At 68.7% G+C, this 18,429-nt stretch carries 19 protein-coding genes; 10 read left to right on the top strand and 9 right to left on the bottom strand.

Annotated features, from left to right (window positions below; genetic code table 11):
• Window positions 1–7: 7 nt before the first annotated feature.
• From ACSQ89_RS19975 to ACSQ89_RS19990, 4 genes are all read left to right on the top strand, one after another.
• A complete protein-coding gene (locus ACSQ89_RS19975) occupies window positions 8–790 on the top strand; it encodes a CDP-alcohol phosphatidyltransferase family protein (protein WP_436290988.1) in 783 nt (260 codons plus the stop codon).
• Complete coding sequence (locus ACSQ89_RS19980) at window positions 787–1,383, top strand: YceI family protein (RefSeq protein WP_436290987.1); 597 nt, start codon at window positions 787–789, stop codon at window positions 1,381–1,383. The genes ACSQ89_RS19975 and ACSQ89_RS19980 overlap by 4 nt, the downstream gene beginning before the upstream one ends.
• A complete protein-coding gene (locus ACSQ89_RS19985; RefSeq protein WP_436290986.1) occupies window positions 1,380–3,014 on the top strand; it encodes a sulfatase-like hydrolase/transferase in 1,635 nt (544 codons plus the stop codon). Before ACSQ89_RS19980 ends, ACSQ89_RS19985 begins: the two co-directional genes overlap by 4 nt.
• A gap of 73 nt (window positions 3,015–3,087) precedes the next feature.
• Entirely contained in the window at window positions 3,088–3,306 is a 219-nt protein-coding gene (locus ACSQ89_RS19990; protein ID WP_093103053.1) for a hypothetical protein, read from the top strand.
• A gap of 17 nt (window positions 3,307–3,323) precedes the next feature.
• Here ACSQ89_RS19990 and ACSQ89_RS19995 read toward each other — a convergent pair whose 3' ends face one another.
• The 7 genes from ACSQ89_RS19995 to ACSQ89_RS20025 form a co-directional block, all read right to left on the bottom strand.
• The gene (locus ACSQ89_RS19995) at window positions 3,324–4,340 is read right to left on the bottom strand and encodes an XdhC family protein (RefSeq protein ID WP_436290985.1); all 1,017 of its coding nucleotides are present in this window, start codon (window positions 4,338–4,340) and stop codon (window positions 3,324–3,326) included.
• A gap of 13 nt (window positions 4,341–4,353) precedes the next feature.
• Window positions 4,354–4,962, bottom strand: coding sequence for a CoxG family protein (locus ACSQ89_RS20000; protein ID WP_436290984.1), 609 nt, complete (start codon window positions 4,960–4,962; stop codon window positions 4,354–4,356).
• A gap of 13 nt (window positions 4,963–4,975) precedes the next feature.
• Window positions 4,976–6,172, bottom strand: coding sequence for a vWA domain-containing protein (locus tag ACSQ89_RS20005; RefSeq protein ID WP_093103049.1), 1,197 nt, complete (start codon window positions 6,170–6,172; stop codon window positions 4,976–4,978).
• A gap of 118 nt (window positions 6,173–6,290) precedes the next feature.
• On the bottom strand, window positions 6,291–7,220 hold the full coding sequence (locus ACSQ89_RS20010) for an AAA family ATPase (protein WP_093103046.1): 930 nt from the start codon (window positions 7,218–7,220) through the stop codon (window positions 6,291–6,293).
• 9 nt (window positions 7,221–7,229) lie between these two features.
• Window positions 7,230–8,021: an FAD binding domain-containing protein gene (locus tag ACSQ89_RS20015; protein ID WP_093103044.1), complete on the bottom strand. Its 792-nt coding sequence runs from the start codon at window positions 8,019–8,021 to the stop codon at window positions 7,230–7,232.
• Window positions 8,022–8,044: 23 nt separating this feature from the next.
• Entirely contained in the window at window positions 8,045–10,426 is a 2,382-nt protein-coding gene (locus ACSQ89_RS20020) for a xanthine dehydrogenase family protein molybdopterin-binding subunit (RefSeq protein WP_436290983.1), read from the bottom strand.
• An 11-nt stretch (window positions 10,427–10,437) separates the two neighbouring features.
• Window positions 10,438–10,932 carry a (2Fe-2S)-binding protein gene (locus tag ACSQ89_RS20025; protein ID WP_093103041.1) on the bottom strand — a complete coding sequence of 165 codons (495 nt, stop codon included), beginning with the start codon at window positions 10,930–10,932 and terminating at the stop codon, window positions 10,438–10,440.
• 131 nt (window positions 10,933–11,063) lie between these two features.
• Between ACSQ89_RS20025 and ACSQ89_RS20030 the strand changes: the two genes are divergently transcribed.
• The 3 genes from ACSQ89_RS20030 (at window position 11,064) to ACSQ89_RS20040 (ending at window position 12,976) form a co-directional block, all read left to right on the top strand.
• A complete protein-coding gene (locus ACSQ89_RS20030; protein ID WP_436290982.1) occupies window positions 11,064–12,176 on the top strand; it encodes a helix-turn-helix domain-containing protein in 1,113 nt (370 codons plus the stop codon).
• 27 nt (window positions 12,177–12,203) lie between these two features.
• Complete coding sequence (locus ACSQ89_RS20035) at window positions 12,204–12,536, top strand: thioredoxin family protein (protein WP_093103038.1); 333 nt, start codon at window positions 12,204–12,206, stop codon at window positions 12,534–12,536.
• A 149-nt stretch (window positions 12,537–12,685) separates the two neighbouring features.
• Window positions 12,686–12,976, top strand: coding sequence for a GYD domain-containing protein (locus ACSQ89_RS20040; RefSeq protein WP_093103037.1), 291 nt, complete (start codon window positions 12,686–12,688; stop codon window positions 12,974–12,976).
• 22 nt (window positions 12,977–12,998) lie between these two features.
• On the opposite strand, the gene aspA is transcribed toward ACSQ89_RS20040, so the two are convergent.
• Window positions 12,999–14,423 carry an aspartate ammonia-lyase gene (gene aspA / locus ACSQ89_RS20045; RefSeq protein WP_093103035.1) on the bottom strand — a complete coding sequence of 475 codons (1,425 nt, stop codon included), beginning with the start codon at window positions 14,421–14,423 and terminating at the stop codon, window positions 12,999–13,001.
• A 162-nt stretch (window positions 14,424–14,585) separates the two neighbouring features.
• Between aspA and ACSQ89_RS20050 the strand changes: the two genes are divergently transcribed.
• Window positions 14,586–15,038 carry a carboxymuconolactone decarboxylase family protein gene (locus ACSQ89_RS20050; RefSeq protein WP_093103034.1) on the top strand — a complete coding sequence of 151 codons (453 nt, stop codon included), beginning with the start codon at window positions 14,586–14,588 and terminating at the stop codon, window positions 15,036–15,038.
• Between the two features lie 34 nt (window positions 15,039–15,072).
• Window positions 15,073–16,296, top strand: coding sequence for a DUF418 domain-containing protein (locus ACSQ89_RS20055; protein ID WP_436290981.1), 1,224 nt, complete (start codon window positions 15,073–15,075; stop codon window positions 16,294–16,296).
• A gap of 9 nt (window positions 16,297–16,305) precedes the next feature.
• On the opposite strand, the gene ACSQ89_RS20060 is transcribed toward ACSQ89_RS20055, so the two are convergent.
• A complete protein-coding gene (locus tag ACSQ89_RS20060; RefSeq protein WP_436290980.1) occupies window positions 16,306–18,024 on the bottom strand; it encodes a tannase/feruloyl esterase family alpha/beta hydrolase in 1,719 nt (572 codons plus the stop codon).
• Window positions 18,025–18,033: 9 nt separating this feature from the next.
• Here ACSQ89_RS20060 and ACSQ89_RS20065 point away from each other — a divergent pair, with 9 nt between their 5' ends.
• Entirely contained in the window at window positions 18,034–18,351 is a 318-nt protein-coding gene (locus ACSQ89_RS20065; protein ID WP_436290979.1) for a hypothetical protein, read from the top strand.
• Window positions 18,352–18,429: the final 78 nt, after the last annotated feature.

Raw genomic sequence — 18,429 nt, forward strand, 5'->3', positions numbered from 1 at the left:
TATGACGATGCTCACCCATCCTCCTGCCGATGGCCCCGCACGCAGCGCGGGCCGGCTCGCGGCGCTCCGGCGCGATGCCTGGCGCGAGGCCGTGCCCTGCTTCCTGCTGCTCGCCGTGGCGGCTGGCGGGCTGACGGTGCTGGGCGAACTCAGTCCCTGGTTCAAGCTCAAGGCAGCCGCCGTCTTTGCGGCAGCCTTCGCGTGGGTGCTGCATGGCCTTGCGGCGCATGCGCCGAATGCGCGCTTCGGTGCCGCCAACCGCGTGACGCTGGCGCGCCTGGCGCTCGCCGCATTGCTCGCGGCGGGCATCGGCGAGCCCCTGGCCGATGCCGAAGCGATGGCGTGGAGCGCCATCGTCGTGGGCACGACCGCCGCGCTGCTCGATGCCCTCGATGGCCCGCTCGCGCGCCGCAGCGGGCTGGCCAGCGAATTCGGCGCGCGCTTCGACATGGAGACCGATGCGTTGCTGACCTTCGCGCTCTGCCTGCTGGTCTTTCATTTCGACAAGGCCGGCTCATGGATCCTTGCCGCGGGCCTGATGCGCTACGCCTTCGTGCTGGCGATGAAGCCCTGGCCCTGGCTGGCGCGGCCGCTCGCGCCGAGCCAGCGGCGCAAGGCGGTGTGCGTGGCGCAGATCACCAGCCTGCTCGTCTGCCTCGGTCCGATCATCTCGCTGCCCTGGAGCCGGGCCATCGCGGCCGCGAGCCTGGCCGCGCTCACCGCGTCTTTCGCGATCGACATCGCGTGGTTGATCCGTCATCGCGCATCCCCACTGGAGCCTGCCTCATGAAAGCACTCGCGGCCCGCTTGCCGTACGCCCTGATCGTGTCATGCTTCATGGCGAACGCCCTGCCCGCGCGCGCCGAGGCCACACGCTACGAGCTCGATCCCGAGCATCTCACCGTCGCCTTCCTGGTCGATCACATCGGCTACGCCAAGGTGCTGGGCATGTTCCGCGCCGCGCGCGGCAGCTACAGCTTCGACGAAGCCACGGCCACGCTCAGCAACGTGCGCATCGAGGTCGACACCCAGAGCGTCTTCAGCAATTTCGCCAAGCGCGACCAGCACCTGAAGAGCGCCGACTTCCTCAACACCTCCGAATTCCCGCGCATGGTGTTCACCGCGGCCGGCGCCAAGCGCACCGGCGATCGCACCTTCGAGATCGCCGGCCAGCTCGAGCTGCTGGGCCGCTCCCAGCCGCTGACGCTCGCCGCGACCTGGAACAAGAGCGGGCCCTCGCCGATCGAGAAGAGCTACGTGATGGGCGTGTCGGCGCGCGGCAGCTTCAAGCGCAGCAGCTACGGCATGAACTACGCGCTCGGCAACGGCTGGGTCGGCGACGAGGTGCCGCTCATCATCGAGTTCGAGGCCAAGCGCAAATGAGGCCCGCCGCATGGGGCGGGTGGCTGCCGCGCTTCGCCCTGCCCCTGCTGCTGCTCAATGCGCTGCTGACGATGGAGAACCACGGGCCGGGGCTGTGGCCGCGCCTGGCGCTGCGCGTGTCCTTCGAACTCGTCATGGTTCTGGTGATGCTCACGGCCTGGATCGCCTGGCGCGGGCAGCCGGGCGCACGCATGCTGCGCTTGCTGGCGAGCGTCACCGCCTTCTGGATCCTCGCTCGCTACCTCGACGTGACGGTGTCGGCCGTATTCGGCCGGCAGATCAACCTCTACTGGGACAGCAGGCACGCGCTGGACGTGCTGCGCATGGGCGAGCTCGCAGCTTGGCAGATCGGCTTGGCAGCGCTCGCCGCGCTGGCCATCCCTGTGCTGCTGTACGGCCTGGCATGGCGATGCTGGCGTGCGATTGCGCGCGAGCTGGCTTGGCCCACGCCGCGGCCCGCGATCGGCCTCATCGGCCTTCTGCTCTTCGCGAACTTTGCCGCGCATGGCATCGGGGGGCGCGACACGCGCTGGTTCTTCTCGATGCCGGTCGCGCCCATTCTTGCGCAGCAGGCCGCAATCCTGGCCGGCCAGCTGCTGCCCGGCCACGCGGCTTCGCAGCTCTCGCCCAGCCCGGCCTTCGAGCACAGCTCGCTCGCAGGCCTCCGCGGCGCCGACGTGCTGCTGATCTTTGCCGAGTCCTACGGCGTCACCGCGCTGGACGACCCGCAGCAGGCCGCCGCGCTCGCGCCGGCGCGCGCGCAGCTGATGCAGGCGCTCGCGGCCGGCGGCCGGCAGGCGGTCTCGGCGCGCGTGCGCTCCCCCACTTTCGGCGGCGCCTCCTGGCTGGCCCATGCGGCGCTGCTCAGCGGCGTCGACATGCAGGACCCCGGCGCCTACGAACTGCTGCTGACCACTGATCGTTCGACGCTGGTGCGCCATTTCAAGGCCCATGGCTGGCGCACCGTGAACTGGATGCCGGGCCTGCAGAAGCCCTGGCCCGAAGGCAGCTTCTACGGCTTCGACCGCTATGCCGACGCCGACCGCATCGGCTATCGCGGGCCGCCCTTCGGCTACTGGCGCGTTCCCGACCAGGCCTCGATGGCGCTGCTGCACGCGCAGGAACTGGCCGAGCCGCGCGAGGAACGCGCGCCGCGCTTCATCGTCTTTCCGACCCTGACGAGCCATGCACCCTTCCGCCCGATCGCGCCCTACGTGCCGGACTGGCAGCGGCTGCTGCGCGCCGACGCCTACACGCCGGCGGAAGTCGCACAGGCCGTCGCGCAACCGGGTTCGTGGCTGCAGCCCGTGCCCGCGTACCTCGAATCGCTGGCCTACACCTTCCACTGGCTGGGCGACTACCTCTCGGGTCGCGCGCCGCGGCAGCTGCTCACCATCGTGATCGGCGACCACCAGCCGATGGCGGGCGTGAGCGGCGCGGGCGCTTCGTGGGACGTACCGGTCCACATCATCAGCACGGACACGCAACTGCTCAAACGCTTCGAAGCCCTCGGCTTCACGCCGGGTCTGCTGCCGATGCGGCCCTCAACCGCAGGTATGCATGACCTGACGCCGGTGCTGATCGCCGCATTCGACGCGACTGCCGACGCACCGTTGGGCAGCGCAGAATGAAAGCTGGCGCGCCCGCAGCTTCCGAGCAATAGTTCATACCCTGTTCGGCCAGGGCTCTGCTAGCCTCTCTCCCATGCGCGCCATTCTTCTTCTCGCCAGCATCGTGATCCTCGGCCTCGCCTGGTGGCTGGGATCCTTCGTCGGATTGCTGATCGCGATCGGCGCGTGCTTCGCACTGGCGGCTGCGAGTTTCATCTTCTCCAGGGCCCGCAAGGAAGCCCGCGAATCCAAGGAGATGCAGCGCGCCTTCGGCCGCAGCACCACCTTCCTCGCCGGCCTGCGCAGGCACTGACGGCGGCTCACCCGCTGCTACTTGCCGGCGCCCGCGGCCTCCTTGGCATGCGCGACCTCGGTCTCGCGCGGCAGCCTGACGCCGTTCTTCACCGCCAGGATCTCGGCCATCACGCTCACCGCGATCTCGGGCGGCGTCTTGCTGCCGATGTAGATGCCAATCGGGCCGCGCAGGCGCGAAAGCGATGCCTCGGTCTGCTCGAAGTGCTCGATCATGCGTTCGCGCCGCGCCTGGGCATTGCGGCGCGAGCCGATCGCGCCGACGTAGAAGGCTTCGCTTTGCAGGGCCTCGAGCAGGGCCAGGTCGTCGAGCTTCGGGTCGTGCGTGAGCGCGACCACGCAGCTGCGGCGGTCGGGCTTGAAGGCGCTCACCGCGTCGTCGGGCATCTCGGTGCTGAGCGTCACGCCCGGCACGGCCCAGGCGGTGCGGTACTCGGTGCGCGGATCGCACAGCGTCACCGCGAAACCGCTGAACTTCGCCATCGTCGACAGGTACTCGGCCAGCTGGCCGGCGCCGATCAGGAGCATGCGGTATTCGGGCCCGAAGGTGTTGACCAGCTCGGTGTCGCTGATCGAGAGCTCGGCCGGCGCGCTCGCCTCGGCCACGCTGACGGTGCCATCGGCCAGCGACACGGTGCGCTGCATCAGCCGCCCTTTTTCGAGCGCGGCCACCAGCGTCTCGAGCGAGGCGGCGTCCGGGTCGTATTCGAGCAGCAGTTCCAGCGTGCCGCCGCAGGGCAGGCCGAAGCGGTGCGCCTCATCCGCCGTGATGCCGTACTTGACCAGCGCCGGCGCGCCCGAAGGCATCTCGCCCGGCGCGCCGTGGGCACGGCTGTAGCGCGCGATCAGGTCGTCTTCGATGCAGCCGCCCGAGACCGAGCCGATCACGGCGCCGTCTTCCGCCAGCGCCATGATCGAGCCGATCGGCCGCGGCGAAGATCCCCAGGTGCGCACCACCGTCGTGAGCAGCGCGCGGCGGCCCGCGAGCCGCCAGTCGCGCAGCGTGCGCAGAACCATGACGTCGAGGTTCTCCATGATGTTCGTCTTCCTAGTCGGCCGGCTCTTCCGTATCGCTCGCCGATTTGTCGGACTTCCTGCCGATGCCGATCTTGCGCATGAAGCCCGCCATCGCGCCGGTCTTCTCGGACGGCTCGGCGGCAGCGGGCGCCTCGGCGCTCTCGGCCACCGCGGCCGGCGGCGGGCCGTAGCGGCTTTGCATCTCGACCTCGAAGCGCTTGAAGAAATCGTCGGCCGTCGACTTGGCGGCGCCGTCGATCAAGCGCTGCCCCAACTGCGCGATCTTGCCGCCCACCTGCGCCTGCACCGTGTAGTCGAGCTCGCAGCCGGGGCTCGCATCGGCGACCGGCTTGAGCGTCACGCTCGACGAACCCTTGGCGAATCCGGCAACGCCGCCCTGCCCTTCGAAGGACAGCTTGTAGCTGTCCGGCGGCGAGATGTCGGCCAGCGCGACCTTGCCATTGAACTTGGCCGACACCGGGCCGATCTTGACGGCCAGCGCCACCGCGTACTGGTTGTCGCCTACGGCCTCGAACTTGTCGCAGCCGGGGATGCATTTCTTCAGCGTCTCGGGATCGTTGAGCGCCTCCCAGGCTTGCTGCTGCGTGATGCCGAGCCGGCGGTTGCCGAGCATTTCCATCGTGAGGTTCCTTCTAGCGGCCGGACCGCATCAGGGCCGCGAGACTCGCGGCCAGTTGTTCGAGTGCCAGGAGATTGTGGACCGCGAGCATCGCGTCTGCATGGCGGTGCAGAACGGCCGCCCCGCGCGCGAGCGGCGCATAGCCCTCGTAGCGCAGCAGCGGGTTGAGCCACAGCACCCGCCGCGAATGGCGCTTGAGCCACAGCAGTTCGCGCTCCAGGGTTTCGGGTTCGCCGGTGTCCAGGCCGTCGCTGATCACCAGCACCAGCGTGCGGCGGCCGGTCAGGCGACGCGCATGGCGCTCGCGCAGTTCGCCGAGCGAGGCGCCGAAACGCGTGCCGCCGGCGAAATCGGCGATGGCCTCGCTGGCTGCGGCCAGCATCAGATCGGTGTCGGCCAGCCGGAAGGCCGGGGTCAGGTCGGTCAACTGGGTGCCGAAGGCGAACACGTCGCGCCGGCCGGCGCGCCGCGTCGACGCATGCAGAAAGGCCAGCAGCAGGCGCGCATAACGCTCCATCGATCCGGAGACGTCGACCAGCACCAGCAAGGGCAGCGGCTGCTTCTGCCGCGAGAGCCGCGGCAGAAGCAGCATCTCGCCGCCGGTGCGCCCGGCCTCGTGCCAGACGCCGGGCCAGTGCATGCGCGAATGCGCGCCCGCATCGCCGGTCACGCGCAGGCGGCGCGAGGGCAGCGCCGGCACCGGCAGCGCGATGTCGCGGGCCAGTCGCTCCACCAGGCGGTACTCGGCGGCGCCCAGCGCGTTGAAGTCGGCGTGGTGCACCCGCTGGCGATCGCTTGCCGTCATCGCGGCATCGAAGTCGACCTCGCGCTCGGTCTGCGCGGGCTTCACCGCATCGCGCGGCGCCGCAAGTGCCTCGCGCACGCGTGGCCGGCGCTTCGAGGGCTCGGCCTTGCCTTCGGCGCTCGGCAGCATCTGCGCGAGCAGCTTGTTGGCAAGCTCGGGATCGCGGAACCAGGCATCGAAGAGTTCTCGGAACACCAGGCGATCCTGTTCGCGGCTGATCATCACGGCTTCCATCGCGGCCGCCAGGTCGAGCCGGCTGTCGACCCCGACCAGCGCGGCGGCTTCGGCAGCGAGCGCGATGCGTGCCGAATCGGTCCGCACGCCGGCACGGCGCAGCGCCCGGCCGAAGCCCATCATGTTGCCGGCCAGCTTGCCGCGCCGCGCGTCGCCGAGTTGCGGAATCATCAGCCCACCCCCAGGCTTCGCGCACTTCGTGTCGCTTCGCCAACCCCCTTGCAGGGGGCAACACCAGCGGCCCGGCAAAGCCGGTTCCGCGGTGTTCCTGGAACAAACCGGCGAGCGTTCATGCCTGCGCTTCTTCGCTGGGCTTCAGCAGGTCGGAGGCCAGCTCGTGCGTCAGCGCCGCCACATCGTCGCGCTGCTTGAAGAGAATGCCCGCGGTATCGACCACGATCTCGGGGTCGAGCTCGACGGTGTCGAGCGCGATCAGCGCCCTTGCCCATTCGACGCTTTCCGCAATGCCCGGTGCGCGCTGGAAGGCGCTTGCAAAGGGCGCGCTACGCAAGCGCCCGACGAAGGCTGCGACCTGCTCGGAAAGAACGGCGCTCGCCTTCGGCACCTGCGCACGCACGATGGCCAGCTCGCGATCGCGCTCCGGGTAGTCCAGCCAGTGGTAGAGGCAGCGCCGCTTGACGGCATCGTTGAGTTCGCGCGTGCGATTGCTGGTCAGGATGGTGACCGGCGGCACCAGCGCCTGCACCGTGCCCAGCTCGGGAATGCTGACCTGGTATTCGCCCAGGTACTCGAGCAAGAACGCCTCGAAGGGCTCGTCGGCGCGATCGACCTCGTCGATCAGCAGCACGGCACCGGGCGCCGGCGCCTGCAGGGCCTGCAAGAGCGGCCGGCGGATCAGGTAGCGCGGCTGGTAGACCTCCGATTCGACGTCGCTCGACGCCCCGTGCGCCTCGGCCGCGCGCATGTGCAGCAGCTGCGCCGCATAGTTCCATTCGTAGAGCGCCTCGCGCTGCTCCAGGCCGTCGTAGCACTGCAAGCGCAGCAACTCGCGCGCGAGCGCGGTCGCCAGCGCCTTGGCCAGCTCGGTCTTGCCGACGCCGGGTTCGCCCTCCAGCAGCAGCGGACGCTGGAGCTTGAGCGCGAGAAACACCGCCGTCGCGAGCCGCCGGTCGGCGTAGTAGGCGGCGCCTTCCAGCGCCTGCACGACCGCGTCGATGGTGTTGAACGGGGAGGTCGCGGCAGGCGTGGTGTCGGTCATCTCGCCAGCTTAGCCCAGCGCCTTTTTCACAGCGCGCTGTGTGAGTACGTTGATCAGGTTGGCGCGGTAGGCCGCCGAGGCATGCAGGTCGCTGTTGAGATCGCTGGCGTCGATCTTCACGCCGGCCGCGGCCTCGGGGGTGAAGCTCTTCGCGAGCGCATCTTCCAGCCCCTTGTGCCGGAACACGCCATTGCCGGCACCGGTAACCGCGACGCGCACGCCGCTGTCGCCTTGCGTGACGAACACGCCGACCAGCGGGAAGTTCGAGGCCTTCTGGCGCAGCTTCTCGTAGGCAGCCCGCTTCGGGATCGGGAAGCGGATCGCGGTGATCAGCTCGCCCTCCTCCAGCGCGGTGGTGAAGAGGCCGAGGAAGAAATCGTCGGCCGCGATCTCGCGCTTGTCGGTGACGATGGTCGCGCCCGAGGCCAGCACCGCGCTCGGGTAGCAGGCCGCCGGATCGTTGTTGGCCACCGAGCCGCCGATGGTGCCCATGGCACGCACCTGCCGGTCGCCGATGTGGTCGGCCAGCCAGGCCAGCGCGGGGAAGCCCGCCTTGATCTCGGCGTTGGCGCCGACGTCGAGGTGGCGCGTCATCGCGCCGATCACGAAGGCATTGCCGTCCTTCTTGATGCCGGCGAGCTCCTTGATGCCGCCGAGGTCGACCAGCTGCTCGGGCGCCGAGAGGCGCAGCTTCATCGAAGCCAGCAGCGTCTGGCCGCCGGCGAGGACCTTGCCGCCGGCGGCAGCCAGCTTGGCCGCATCGGCGACGGTGGCGGGACGTTCGAGGGTGAAGGCGTACATGGCGATTTCCTTCTCGTTTGGTTCTACTTGGCCACGGCCTGCATCGCTTCCCACACGCGGTGGGGCGAGGCCGGCATGTCGAGGTCCTTGACGCCCAGCGGCGCCAGCGCATCCAGCACCGCGTTGATCAGCGCCGGCGGCGAGCCGATGGCGCCCGCCTCGCCGCACCCCTTGGTGCCCAGCGGGTTGTGCGTGCAGGGGGTGCAGGTGGTGGCCACCTTGAAGGTCGGGAAGTCGTCGGCGCGCGGCATTGCGTAGTCCATGAAGCTGCCGGTGAGCAGCTGGCCGCTCTCCTTGTCGTACACGCAGTTCTCCATCAGCGCCTGGCCGAGGCCCTGCACGATCCCGCCGTGCACCTGGCCTTCGACGATCATCGGGTTGATGATGGTGCCGAAGTCGTCGACCGCGGTGAAGCGGTCGATCTTCACTTCGCCGGTGCCCTTGTCGATCTCGACCTCGCAGATGTAGGTGCCGCCCGGGAAGGTGAAGTTGGTCGGGTCGTAGAACGCGGTTTCGTTGAGCCCGGGCTCCAGCTTGTCGAGCGGGTAGTTGTGCGGCACGTAGGCGGTGAGCGCGACCTGCCCGAAGGGGATCTTCTTGTCGGTGCCCTTGACGGTGAACTCGCCGTTGCTGAACTCGACGTCAGCGTCGCTCGCCTCCATCAGGTGGGCCGCGATCTTCTTGGCCTTGGTCTCGATCTTGTCGAGCGCCTTCATGATCGCCGCACCGCCGACCGAGATCGAGCGCGAGCCGTAGGTGCCCATGCCGAAGGGCACGCGGCCGGTGTCGCCGTGCACCACGTCGACGGACTCGACCGGAATGCCCAGGCGCGCGGCCACCACCTGCGCGAAGGTGGTCTCGTGACCCTGGCCATGGCTGTGCGAGCCGGTGAACACGGTCACGCTGCCGGTCGGATGCACGCGGATCTCGCCGCACTCGAACAGGCCGGCGCGCGCGCCGAGCGCACCCGCGATGTTCGAGGGCGCGATGCCGCAGGCCTCGATGTAGCTCGAGTAGCCGATGCCGCGCAGCTTGCCCTTGGCTTCGGTCGCCGCCTTGCGCTCTGCGAAGCTGGCCACCTCGGCCAGTTCCTTGGCCTTGTCCATCGAGGCGTGGAAGTCGCCCGTGTCGTACTGCAGCGCCACCGGCGTCTGATACGGGAAGGCGGTGATGAAGTTGCGCTTGCGGATCTCGTCCTGGCCCAGGTTCATTTCCCAGGCGCAGCGCGAAACCAGGCGCTCCAGCAGGTAGGTGGCCTCGGGCCGCCCCGCGCCGCGGTAGGCATCGACCGGCGCGGTGTTGGTGAACCAGGCATCGACCTCGACGTAGATCTGCGGCGTCGTGTACTGGCCCGCGAGCAGCGTGGCGTACAAGATGGTCGGCACCGCGGTCGAGAAGGTCGACAGATAGGCGCCCAGGTTGGCGTCGGTGTGCACGCGCAGCGCAAGGAACTTGCCATCCTTGTCCATCGCCATCTCGGCATGGCTCACATGGTCGCGGCCGTGCGCGTCGGACAGGAAGCACTCGGAACGATCGCCGGTCCACTTGATGCTGCGATTGAGCTGCTTGGCGGCCCAGGTCAGCGCCACGTCCTCGGCATAGAGGAAGATCTTGGAGCCGAAGCCGCCGCCCACGTCGGGTGCGATCACGCGCACCTTGTGCTCGGGCAGGCCGAGCACGAAGGCCGTCATCAACAGGCGTTCGACGTGCGGATTCTGGTTGGCGACGTAGAGCGTGTATTCCTCGGTCGCGCGGCTGTAGCTGCCGATCGCGACGCGCGGCTCCATCGGGTTCGGCACCAGCCGGTTGTTGACCAGGTCGAGCTTCGTGACATGCGCCGCCTTGGCGAAGGCCGCGTCGACCGCCGCCTTGTCGCCCAGCGCCCACTTGTAGCATTGGTTGTCCGGCGCGGCCTCGTGGAGCGTGACGCCGCCTGCCTTCTTCGCGGCATCGGCCACGCTCACCAGCGCGGGCAGTTCCTCGTAGTCGACCACGATCGCTTCGGCCGCATTCTTCGCCTGCTCCACCGTCTCGGCCACCACCATCGCGACGTGGTCGCCGACATAGCGCACCTTTCCGATCGCGAGGATCGGATGCGGCGGCTCCTTCATCGGCGTGCCGTCGGGGTTGTTGATGAGCCAGCCGCAGGGCAGCCCGCCCATCTTGCCGTCGATGTCCTTGCCGCTGAAGATGCCGACCACGCCGGGCATCTTCTCGGCGGCGGCGGTGTCGATCGACTTGATGTTGGCGTGCGCATGCGGCGAACGCAGGAAGATGGCGTGGCTCTGGTTGGCCATCGTCACGTCGTCGGTGTACTGGCCGGCGCCGGTCAGGAAGCGGTAGTCTTCCTTGCGCTTGAGTGCCTCGCCGATGTGCGGCAGGCTGGCGAAATCGGGTGCGCCCATGATGGTGCTCCTTATGCGGTGGCAGCGGCTTTGGCCGGTGCGGCGGCCATGGCCTCGCCGCCCATCTGCACGGCCTTGACGATGTTCTGGTAGCCCGTGCAGCGGCACATGTTGCCGTCGAGCAGTTCGCGGATTTCGGTTTCGCTCGCCTTGGGATGGTGCGTGCACAGGTCGATCGCGCTCATCACCATGCCCGGCGTGCAGAAGCCGCATTGCAGGCCGTGGCACTCCTTGAAGGCCGCCTGCATCGGATGCATGGTGCCGTCGGGCTGGGCGATGCCTTCGATGGTCGTGATCTTCGCGCCGGTCACCTGCGCCACCAGCACGTTGCACGACTTGACCGCGCGGCCGTTGACCTGGACGGTGCAGGCACCGCACTGCGCGGTGTCGCAGCCCACATGCGTTCCGGTCAGGTGGAGATGCTCGCGCAGCGCCTGCACGAGAAAGGTGTTGGGGGGTGCGTCGACCGTGACCGCGCGGCCGTTGACCGTGAATGGAACCTGCATGTGGCTGTCTCCGTTGTGGGTGAGATGGCTAGGATCGGCAACTGGAATCTTGGACGCCGGACAGGGGCACCATCCTAGGCAAAACCCTAGGCGCTTGCAGCGCGCGCTTGAAATTCTCAAAATGAAACACGATGACCGCCCCCCACGCCACGCCGCCGACCGAGCGCTCCCTCTCCATCGCGCAGGCGCGGCGCGAATGGCTCGATGGCGATGACGCGGGTCCGCAGGGCGCGCGCATCGAGCCCTGGCTCGCGCGCTCCTGGCAGCGCTGCCTCGCCGCCGGCCACCAGCCGCAGCAGCGCGTCTGCTTCGATCCAGTCTCGGCGCCGGCGGCCCGCCATGCCGCGGAGTGCAACCGGGCCCTGGTCTCGGCCGCGCGGCCGGTGCTCGACAAGCTGTCGCGCGCCATCGCCGACACGCGCTATTTCGCGATCCTGACCGATGCCGATGGCATCGTGGTCGATGTGGGCGCCCTGCCCGGCGGCAGCGATGCCACAGCCAGGCACGCGCGTGACATCGCGCGCATCGGCGTCGACCTGTCGGAGCGCGCGGTGGGCACCACGGCCATCGGTGCCGCGCTGGCCGAACACGAATCGGTATGGCTGCACCGCGGCGAACATTTCTTCGACGACACCAGCGTCTACAGCTGTGCCGGTGCGCCGCTCTTCGGCCCGCGGGGCGAATGCGTCGGCATGCTGGACCTGACCGGCGTGCAAGTGGTCGAACGCCCCGAGCTGAGGCACCTGGCCGCGCTCTCGGCGCGCAGCATCGAGGACGCGCTGATGCAGAACCATCCTTGCGAGTTGCTGCTGCGCATCGATTGGCCTGGCTATGCCGCAGGGCCGGGCACCGAGGGCTTGCTGTGCATCGACGCCGACGGCCGCGTGACCGGCGCCAATACCGCGGCACGCCAGATGCTCCACCAACCGCTCGGCACCGATCCGACGCTGCACTGCAACGATCTGTTCGCGCTGCCGCCGCAGATGCTCTTCGATGCGGCACGCCGCGGTGACGCCGCGCTGGACGTGCCGCTGTGGTCCGGCCTCCGCGTGCAGGCCCGGCCGCAGCTCGCCGACCGCGCGCCGCGTGGCGCAAGCCAGGAGCGCCCGCGGCTGCGCGACGTCGAGACGGCACTGATCCGCCGCGCGGTGGACGACGCGCGCGGCAACGTGGCCGAGGCGGCGCGCGCACTCGGCATCAGCCGTGCCACGGTGTACCGCAAGCTGGCGCGCCGCCGGCAATAAATTGCGGGCCGACGCAAAATCCGCACGATGAACGATTCCTACGCCCCGGTCGAGCCCTCCCGCAGCGAAGTCGACAGTCTCTCCGGCCCCACGCTCATCGAATTCGGCGCACCGTGGTGCGGCATCTGCAAGATGGCGCAGCCGCTGCTCGCCAAGGCGCTGGCCGAGGTGCCGCCGCTGCGCCACCTCAAGATCGAGGACGCCAGCGGCCGGCCACTGGGCCGCTCCTTCGGCATCAAGCTGTGGCCGACGCTGATCTTCATGCGCGACGGCAAGGAACTGGCGCGCCTGGTGCGGCCCGACAGCGCGGATGCGATCCGGCGCGAGCTCGGGGAGCTCCTCCATGCTGCTCGGCGATGAACGGTTGCTGAATGGACTTCGGCGGGCACGCCGCCTATATTGAGTTTCAGCGATCCGTCTCCGGGGATCGCGGCTCGATGTCATCCCCTCCAGGGCTTTGTGCCGCGGCCGCGGCGGCCAGGCCTCCACCTGTAACGAGGGAAAGCGCCATGGCCACCTACATCTCGCTCATCAACTTCACGGACCAGGGCATCCGCAATGTCAAGGAGTCGCCGAACCGCGCCGAGGCGTTCACGGCCCTGGCAGGCAAGCTGGGCCTGAGCGTCAAGAGCATCCACTGGACCTCCGGCAGCTACGACCTGGTGGTCACGACCGAAGGCAGCGACGAAGCGGCGATGGCCACGCTGCTCAGCGTCGGCTCGCTCGGCAATGTGCGTTCGCAAACGCTGCGCGCCTACTCGGCCTCGGAAATCAAGAAGATCATCGGCCTGATGCCGTGAGGCGCGCGCGCAGAAAGCCGCTTCAGCCGGCCTTCTGCGCCTTCTCGTAGGCGCGCGGCTGCGTCAGCACCTCGTGGCGCAGCGCGTCTTCGAGCTCGGCCTCGGTCATCAGCTTGCGGCGCAGCACCACCTCGCGCACGTTGGTGCCGTTGGCGAAGGCCTCGGCCGCGACCTCGGTCGCCTCCTTGTAGCCGATGATCGGATTCAGCGCGGTCACCAGCGAGATCGAGCGCTCGATGCTCTCGCGCAGCCGGTCCGGGTTGGCGGTGATGCCCTTCACGCAGAGGTCGGCCAACGTCATGCAGCCGTTGGTCAGGTGCTTGAAGCTGCGGAACAGCGCGCTCGCGATGATCGGCTCGAAAGCGTTCAGCTGCAGCTGCCCGGCCTCGGCCGCGAAGGTCACGGTCAGGTCGTTGCCGAACACCTCGAAGGCGACCTGGTTGACGACCTCCGGAATCACCGGGTTGACCTTGCCCGGCATGATCGACGAGCCGGCCTGCATCGGCGGCAGGTTGATTTCGCCGAAGCCCGAGCGCGGGCCGCTGGAGAGCAGCCGCAGGTCGTTGCAGGTCTTCGACAGCTTGACCGCGATGCGCTTCAACACGCCCGACAGCTGCACGAAGGCGCCGCAGTCCTGGGTCGCCTCGATCAGATTGGGTGCGGTGGAGAGGTCGAGGCCGGTGATGCCGCGCAGCGCGGCCAGCGCCTTGCCCGCGTACTCGGGATGCGCGGTGATGCCGGTGCCGATGGCCGTGGCACCGAGGTTGACTTCGCGGATCAAGGCCGAGGCCTCGGTCAGGCGCGCGATGTCTTCCTCGACCATCACCGCATAGGTCGAGAACTCCTGGCCGAGCGTCATCGGCACCGCGTCCTGCAGCTGGGTGCGGCCGATCTTCAGCAGGTGCGCGAACTCCTTGGCCTTGGCGTCGAAGGCTTCGCGCAGATGCTCCATGGCCGCGAGCAGCTCTTCGATCGCGAAGCAGGTGGCGATGCGGATCGCGGTCGGATAGACGTCGTTGGTGCTCTGCGCCATGTTGACGTGCTCGTTGGGATGCAGGTACTGGTACTCGCCCCTGCGGTGGCCCATGATCTCGAGCGCGCGGTTGCAGACCACCTCGTTGGCGTTCATGTTGGTCGAAGTGCCGGCGCCGCCCTGGATCACGTCGACCACGAACTGCTCGTGCAGCGCGCCGCCGCGGATTTCCTTGCAGGCCGCGACGATCGCGTCGCGCAGCTCGGCGGGCAGGAGGCCCAGCTCGGTGTTGGCTTCGGCGGCCGCCTGCTTGACCGAGGCGAGCGCGACCACCAGCTCCGGGTAGGCCGAGATGGTCGTGCCCGAGATCTGGAAGTTCTCCTTGGCGCGCAGCGTATGGACGCCGTAGTAGACCTCGTCGGGCACCTCGCGATCACCCAGCAGGTCGTGTTCGATGCGCATCTTCTGGCTCATGGCTTGTTCCTCGGTGAATGGAATTGAAGGCGATGGTCGGCGGATCGGGCCGCGCCCGCAACAGCGTACTCCCACCGCTGTCACAAACGCAGGCCTTCCTGCGTCTTGAATGCATGGAAGGCCGCATGGGGCGGCCGTCCTGATGCAACCAAGGACCTTTTCATGGCTCACACCGCCCGTCTTCCCTACCATCAACTCGCGCCCAAGGCTTTCCAGGGGCTGCTCGACGCCTCTGCCGCCGTCCACAAGGGCGCGCTCGGCAGCCGTCTCGTCGACCTCGTGCTGCTGCGGCTCTCGCAGATCAACGGCTGCGGCTACTGCATCGACATGCACTGGCGCGACCTGATCCGGCAGGAGATCGATCCGCGCCATCTCAATGCCCTGGCCGGCTGGCGCGAGGCGCCCTTCTTCAGCGAACGCGAGCGCGCCGCACTGCGCTGGGCGGAGCTCGTCAACGCCACGCCGCACAGCGACGCGAGCGACGAGGAATTCGCGCGCCTGAAGGCGCACTTCACCGACGTGGAGATCGTCGAACTCGGCTTCACCATCGCGGTCATCAATGCCTGGAACCTGCTCAACGTGAGCTTCCGCAATCCGGTGCCTGAGAAGGTGTAGTCACTTTCGTCAAGCGCGGGCTCTAGGATGCGTCATGGTCGACGCATCTTCATACGGGGCCCGCGCGCTCCAGCCACCGAGGTTGCTGCACCTGGATGCGCTGCGCGGCTTCGCGCTCCTGGGCATCCTGATGGTCAACATCGCGACCTTCGCTTCGGCCTACTTCGGCATGGCCGTGCCCGACCCGGCCTTCGCCCGGCCGATCGACCGCGCCGTGCGGTGGCTCGTGGCCTGCCTGTTCGAGACCAAGTTCTACCTGCTCTTCTCCTTCCTGTTCGGCTACAGCTTCACCTTGCAGATGAACGCGGCCGAGCGCAGCGGCAAGGCCTTCGTGCCGAGGATGCTGCGGCGCCTGTTCGGGCTCTGGCTCATCGGCGCGGCGCATGCCGTCTGGCTGTTCCACGGCGACATCCTCTGCACCTATGCCGTGCTAGGCCTGATCCTGCTCCGGTTGCGGCATCGGACCGACGCCCAGGCGACGGTGCTCGCCTGCGTGCTCACGCTGCTGCCCGCCGCCGTCCTGGCCTCGCTGGGCGCACTCCAGCTCCTCGCCGGCGAGACGGCCGACATCGCCGGCACCATGGCCCGCGCGAGCGCCGCGCAGCAGGCCTGGCTGGGCACGCCGGCCACCGTGGTCGCGCAGCGCCTGCGGGACTTGGGCCAAACCTGGTGGATCGTGGTGCTGATCCAGGGGCCATGCGCGCTGGCCATGTTCATGCTCGGCCTGGTGGCCGGCAAGCGCCACCTGTTCGCGCAACACGACCGGTACCGCGGCCTCTGGCGACGCCTGGCCGTCTGGGGCCTGGCGGTGGGCCTGCCCGGCGCGCTGTTCTATGCAACGGCCACGGTCTACGGGGTCGGCTCGGGCTGGGAGATCGCGGGCTTGGGCGCGAGCCTCCTGATCGCGCCCTTCCTGAGCGCCGCCTATGTCGGGATGGCGATGATGCTGTTCGAGGGCGCGGGCGGCATGCGCATCGCCGGGCTGCTGGCGCCCGCGGGGCGCATGGCGCTGACCAACTACCTCATGCAGTCGCTCCTGTGCGCGCTGATCTTCACGGCCTACGGGCTGGGCTGGATGGGCCGCGTCTCGCCGGCGGCCTGCGTGCTGATCGCGTCGATCATCTTCGCGGGCCAGCTGGCGGCCAGTCGCCTGTGGCTGCGCCGCTTCGGCTACGGCCCGGTGGAATGGGCGCTGCGCGCTTTCACGGTCGGCGCCTGGCCGGCGATGCGCAGGACGTCGGAGCTACCGCGGCGCTAGGGCCTCTGTTCAGGAGCAGACGTACGAAGCCGCCGATCGCGGATCGCCGCCGGTCAGCGTCGCCTTGGTCGGATGCATGCAGATCGGCCGCGAACTGGCCGGCGTGCCACCGCTGGCGGGGGCCGAGATGTCGATGCGCTCCGGCGAGTTGCCGCCCTCCACCCAGGCCGTGAGCGCCGTGTAGAGCAGGTTGATCGTCGGCAGCGGCGGATTCGCGGCCGCGTTGGTAGTGCCGTTGCTGAAACCGTGGGCCATGCCCGGCACCAGGAAGAGCCGGTAGAAGTTGCGGACCACTGCATCGCCGCCCATCCGATCCGACAACCGCGTGTAGTAGTTGATGGTGCCCTGCGGCGGGATCAGCGTGTCCGCCAGGCCGTGGTAGACCAGCATCTTTCCGCCGCGCAAGGCGAAACGGCCGAGGTCCGGGTCGTCGGTATTGATGTTGGCGAACGCGAATTGCAGGGCGACGCCCTGGTCGAAGGCGTTCGAGAGATTCGCGTAAGACAGCGTCTTCCACCGGTCCACGCCGTTGCCGGTCGCGTTGATGAAGTTGGGCTGGGCCCAGGTCGGGTCCTGCAACTCGAGCGCCACCATGTCGCTCGCGATGGTGAAGGGTGTGGGTCCCGCGAGCCCGATCGGGTTGGTGCCGCGCGTGAGCCCGTACCAGCGCTGGTTGGCCGAGGCGGAGGGCGAGGTCGCGAAGCCGTTGTCCGCCGAGGGCGAAGGCACGGAGCCGTTGCTGGTCTGGCCGTACCAGATCTTGTTCATCGCCAGCGCCTGGGCGGCCGTGACGCAGCTGCCGGCGGGGCCCGTCCCGCCGCTGCTCGCGCACAGCACGCTGGCGTCCAGCAGCGGGTCGTAACGGCATTGCGTGAGGTCCGGGATGTAGCCGAGATGCTGCCCGTTCACCACGTCGCAGGCGTTGATGGCGGCATTGCCCATCAGCGTGAGCTGGGCCTGCGTGAGCGGCACGCCGCCCAGGTCGCGCTGGTAGACGATCTGCGGGTACAGCTCGGCCGTGATGAACTTGGTCCAGTTGATGGCCGGCGCGCCGGCGAGGATGCCGTCGAAGTCGGCCGGATTTGCCTGCGCCTCCATGTGGCCCTGGCGGCCGCCGGTGGAGAAGCCGTTCCAGTAGGCGAACCTGGCCGGCGTGCCGTAGAAAGCGGCGGCCAGCGCCTTGGTCTTGACCGCCATCTCGTGGATGCCGCGCTGGGCGAAATCGCTCCACAGCGCCGTGTTGATGGTGCCGTCCGGCTTCATCGCGAAGGAGCCGCCATTGGCCGTGTTGGCATGGCCGGTGTCGGTGCTGGCCGAGACCGCGCCTTCGACCATCGCGGTTTCCGCCGGCGCGCCGGCGCTGCCGCCCGTGACGCCCGCGAGCGCCGTCAAGGAGGTGTGGACGCCGCCGGCCCAGCCGCCGCCGCCCTTCACGTGCACCCGCTTGTTCCACTTCGCCTCGTTGGGCAGCCAGACTTCGATGCCGATGCCGGGCGAGGTCGATGGGGCATCCGCCGGGCCGGAGTTGCCCGGTCCGACCAGCAGTTTCACCACGCAGACGTCGGTGGTCGCCGTGGGTGTGGTGGGCGTCGGCGTGCCGGACAAGAGCAGCGGGTCGCCTGTCTTGAAGGACTTGACCAGCAGCACGCTGGTGTTGGCATCCGGCTTGAAGGCGCTCTTGATCGAGTCGTCGCAGCTCAGTTTCGTCTGGCCCGGGGGGAAGACCACGCCGCCGCCATGACCGCCGCCATGACCGCCGCCTCCACCGCCGCATCCTGCGAGCCCTGCAGCAGCGGCGATGCACGCTGCGCGAATCAGCGCCTTCGTCCGCAAATCGAATCGGCTGTTTGCTTGCATCATGTCTCCCGCTTCTATCCCGGCAGCCGCGACAGCGCGTCTGAAGCGTCATGCGCTGCAAACAAGTCTTCGAGCGTAGGACGAATCCACCGGCCAGCGAGAAGCGGCGGCCTACAGCCGAAGGAGAACGCGGACGCGGCAAAGGCAGTGAACTGGTTTTTCGCGGCGCTCTACGCGTTGCTTTCTCTGTTCAGTTGAGGCCGCAACCGGCTGTTGGATCCATGAGCTGTGCAAATAACGCGGCGAAGACGCGCGCGTTCCGAAGCGCTGCGTGGG

Origin of the sequence: Variovorax sp. LjRoot175 (genome assembly GCF_964253805.1) — a bacterium.
Classification (GTDB): Bacteria; Pseudomonadota; Gammaproteobacteria; order Burkholderiales; family Burkholderiaceae_C; genus Variovorax.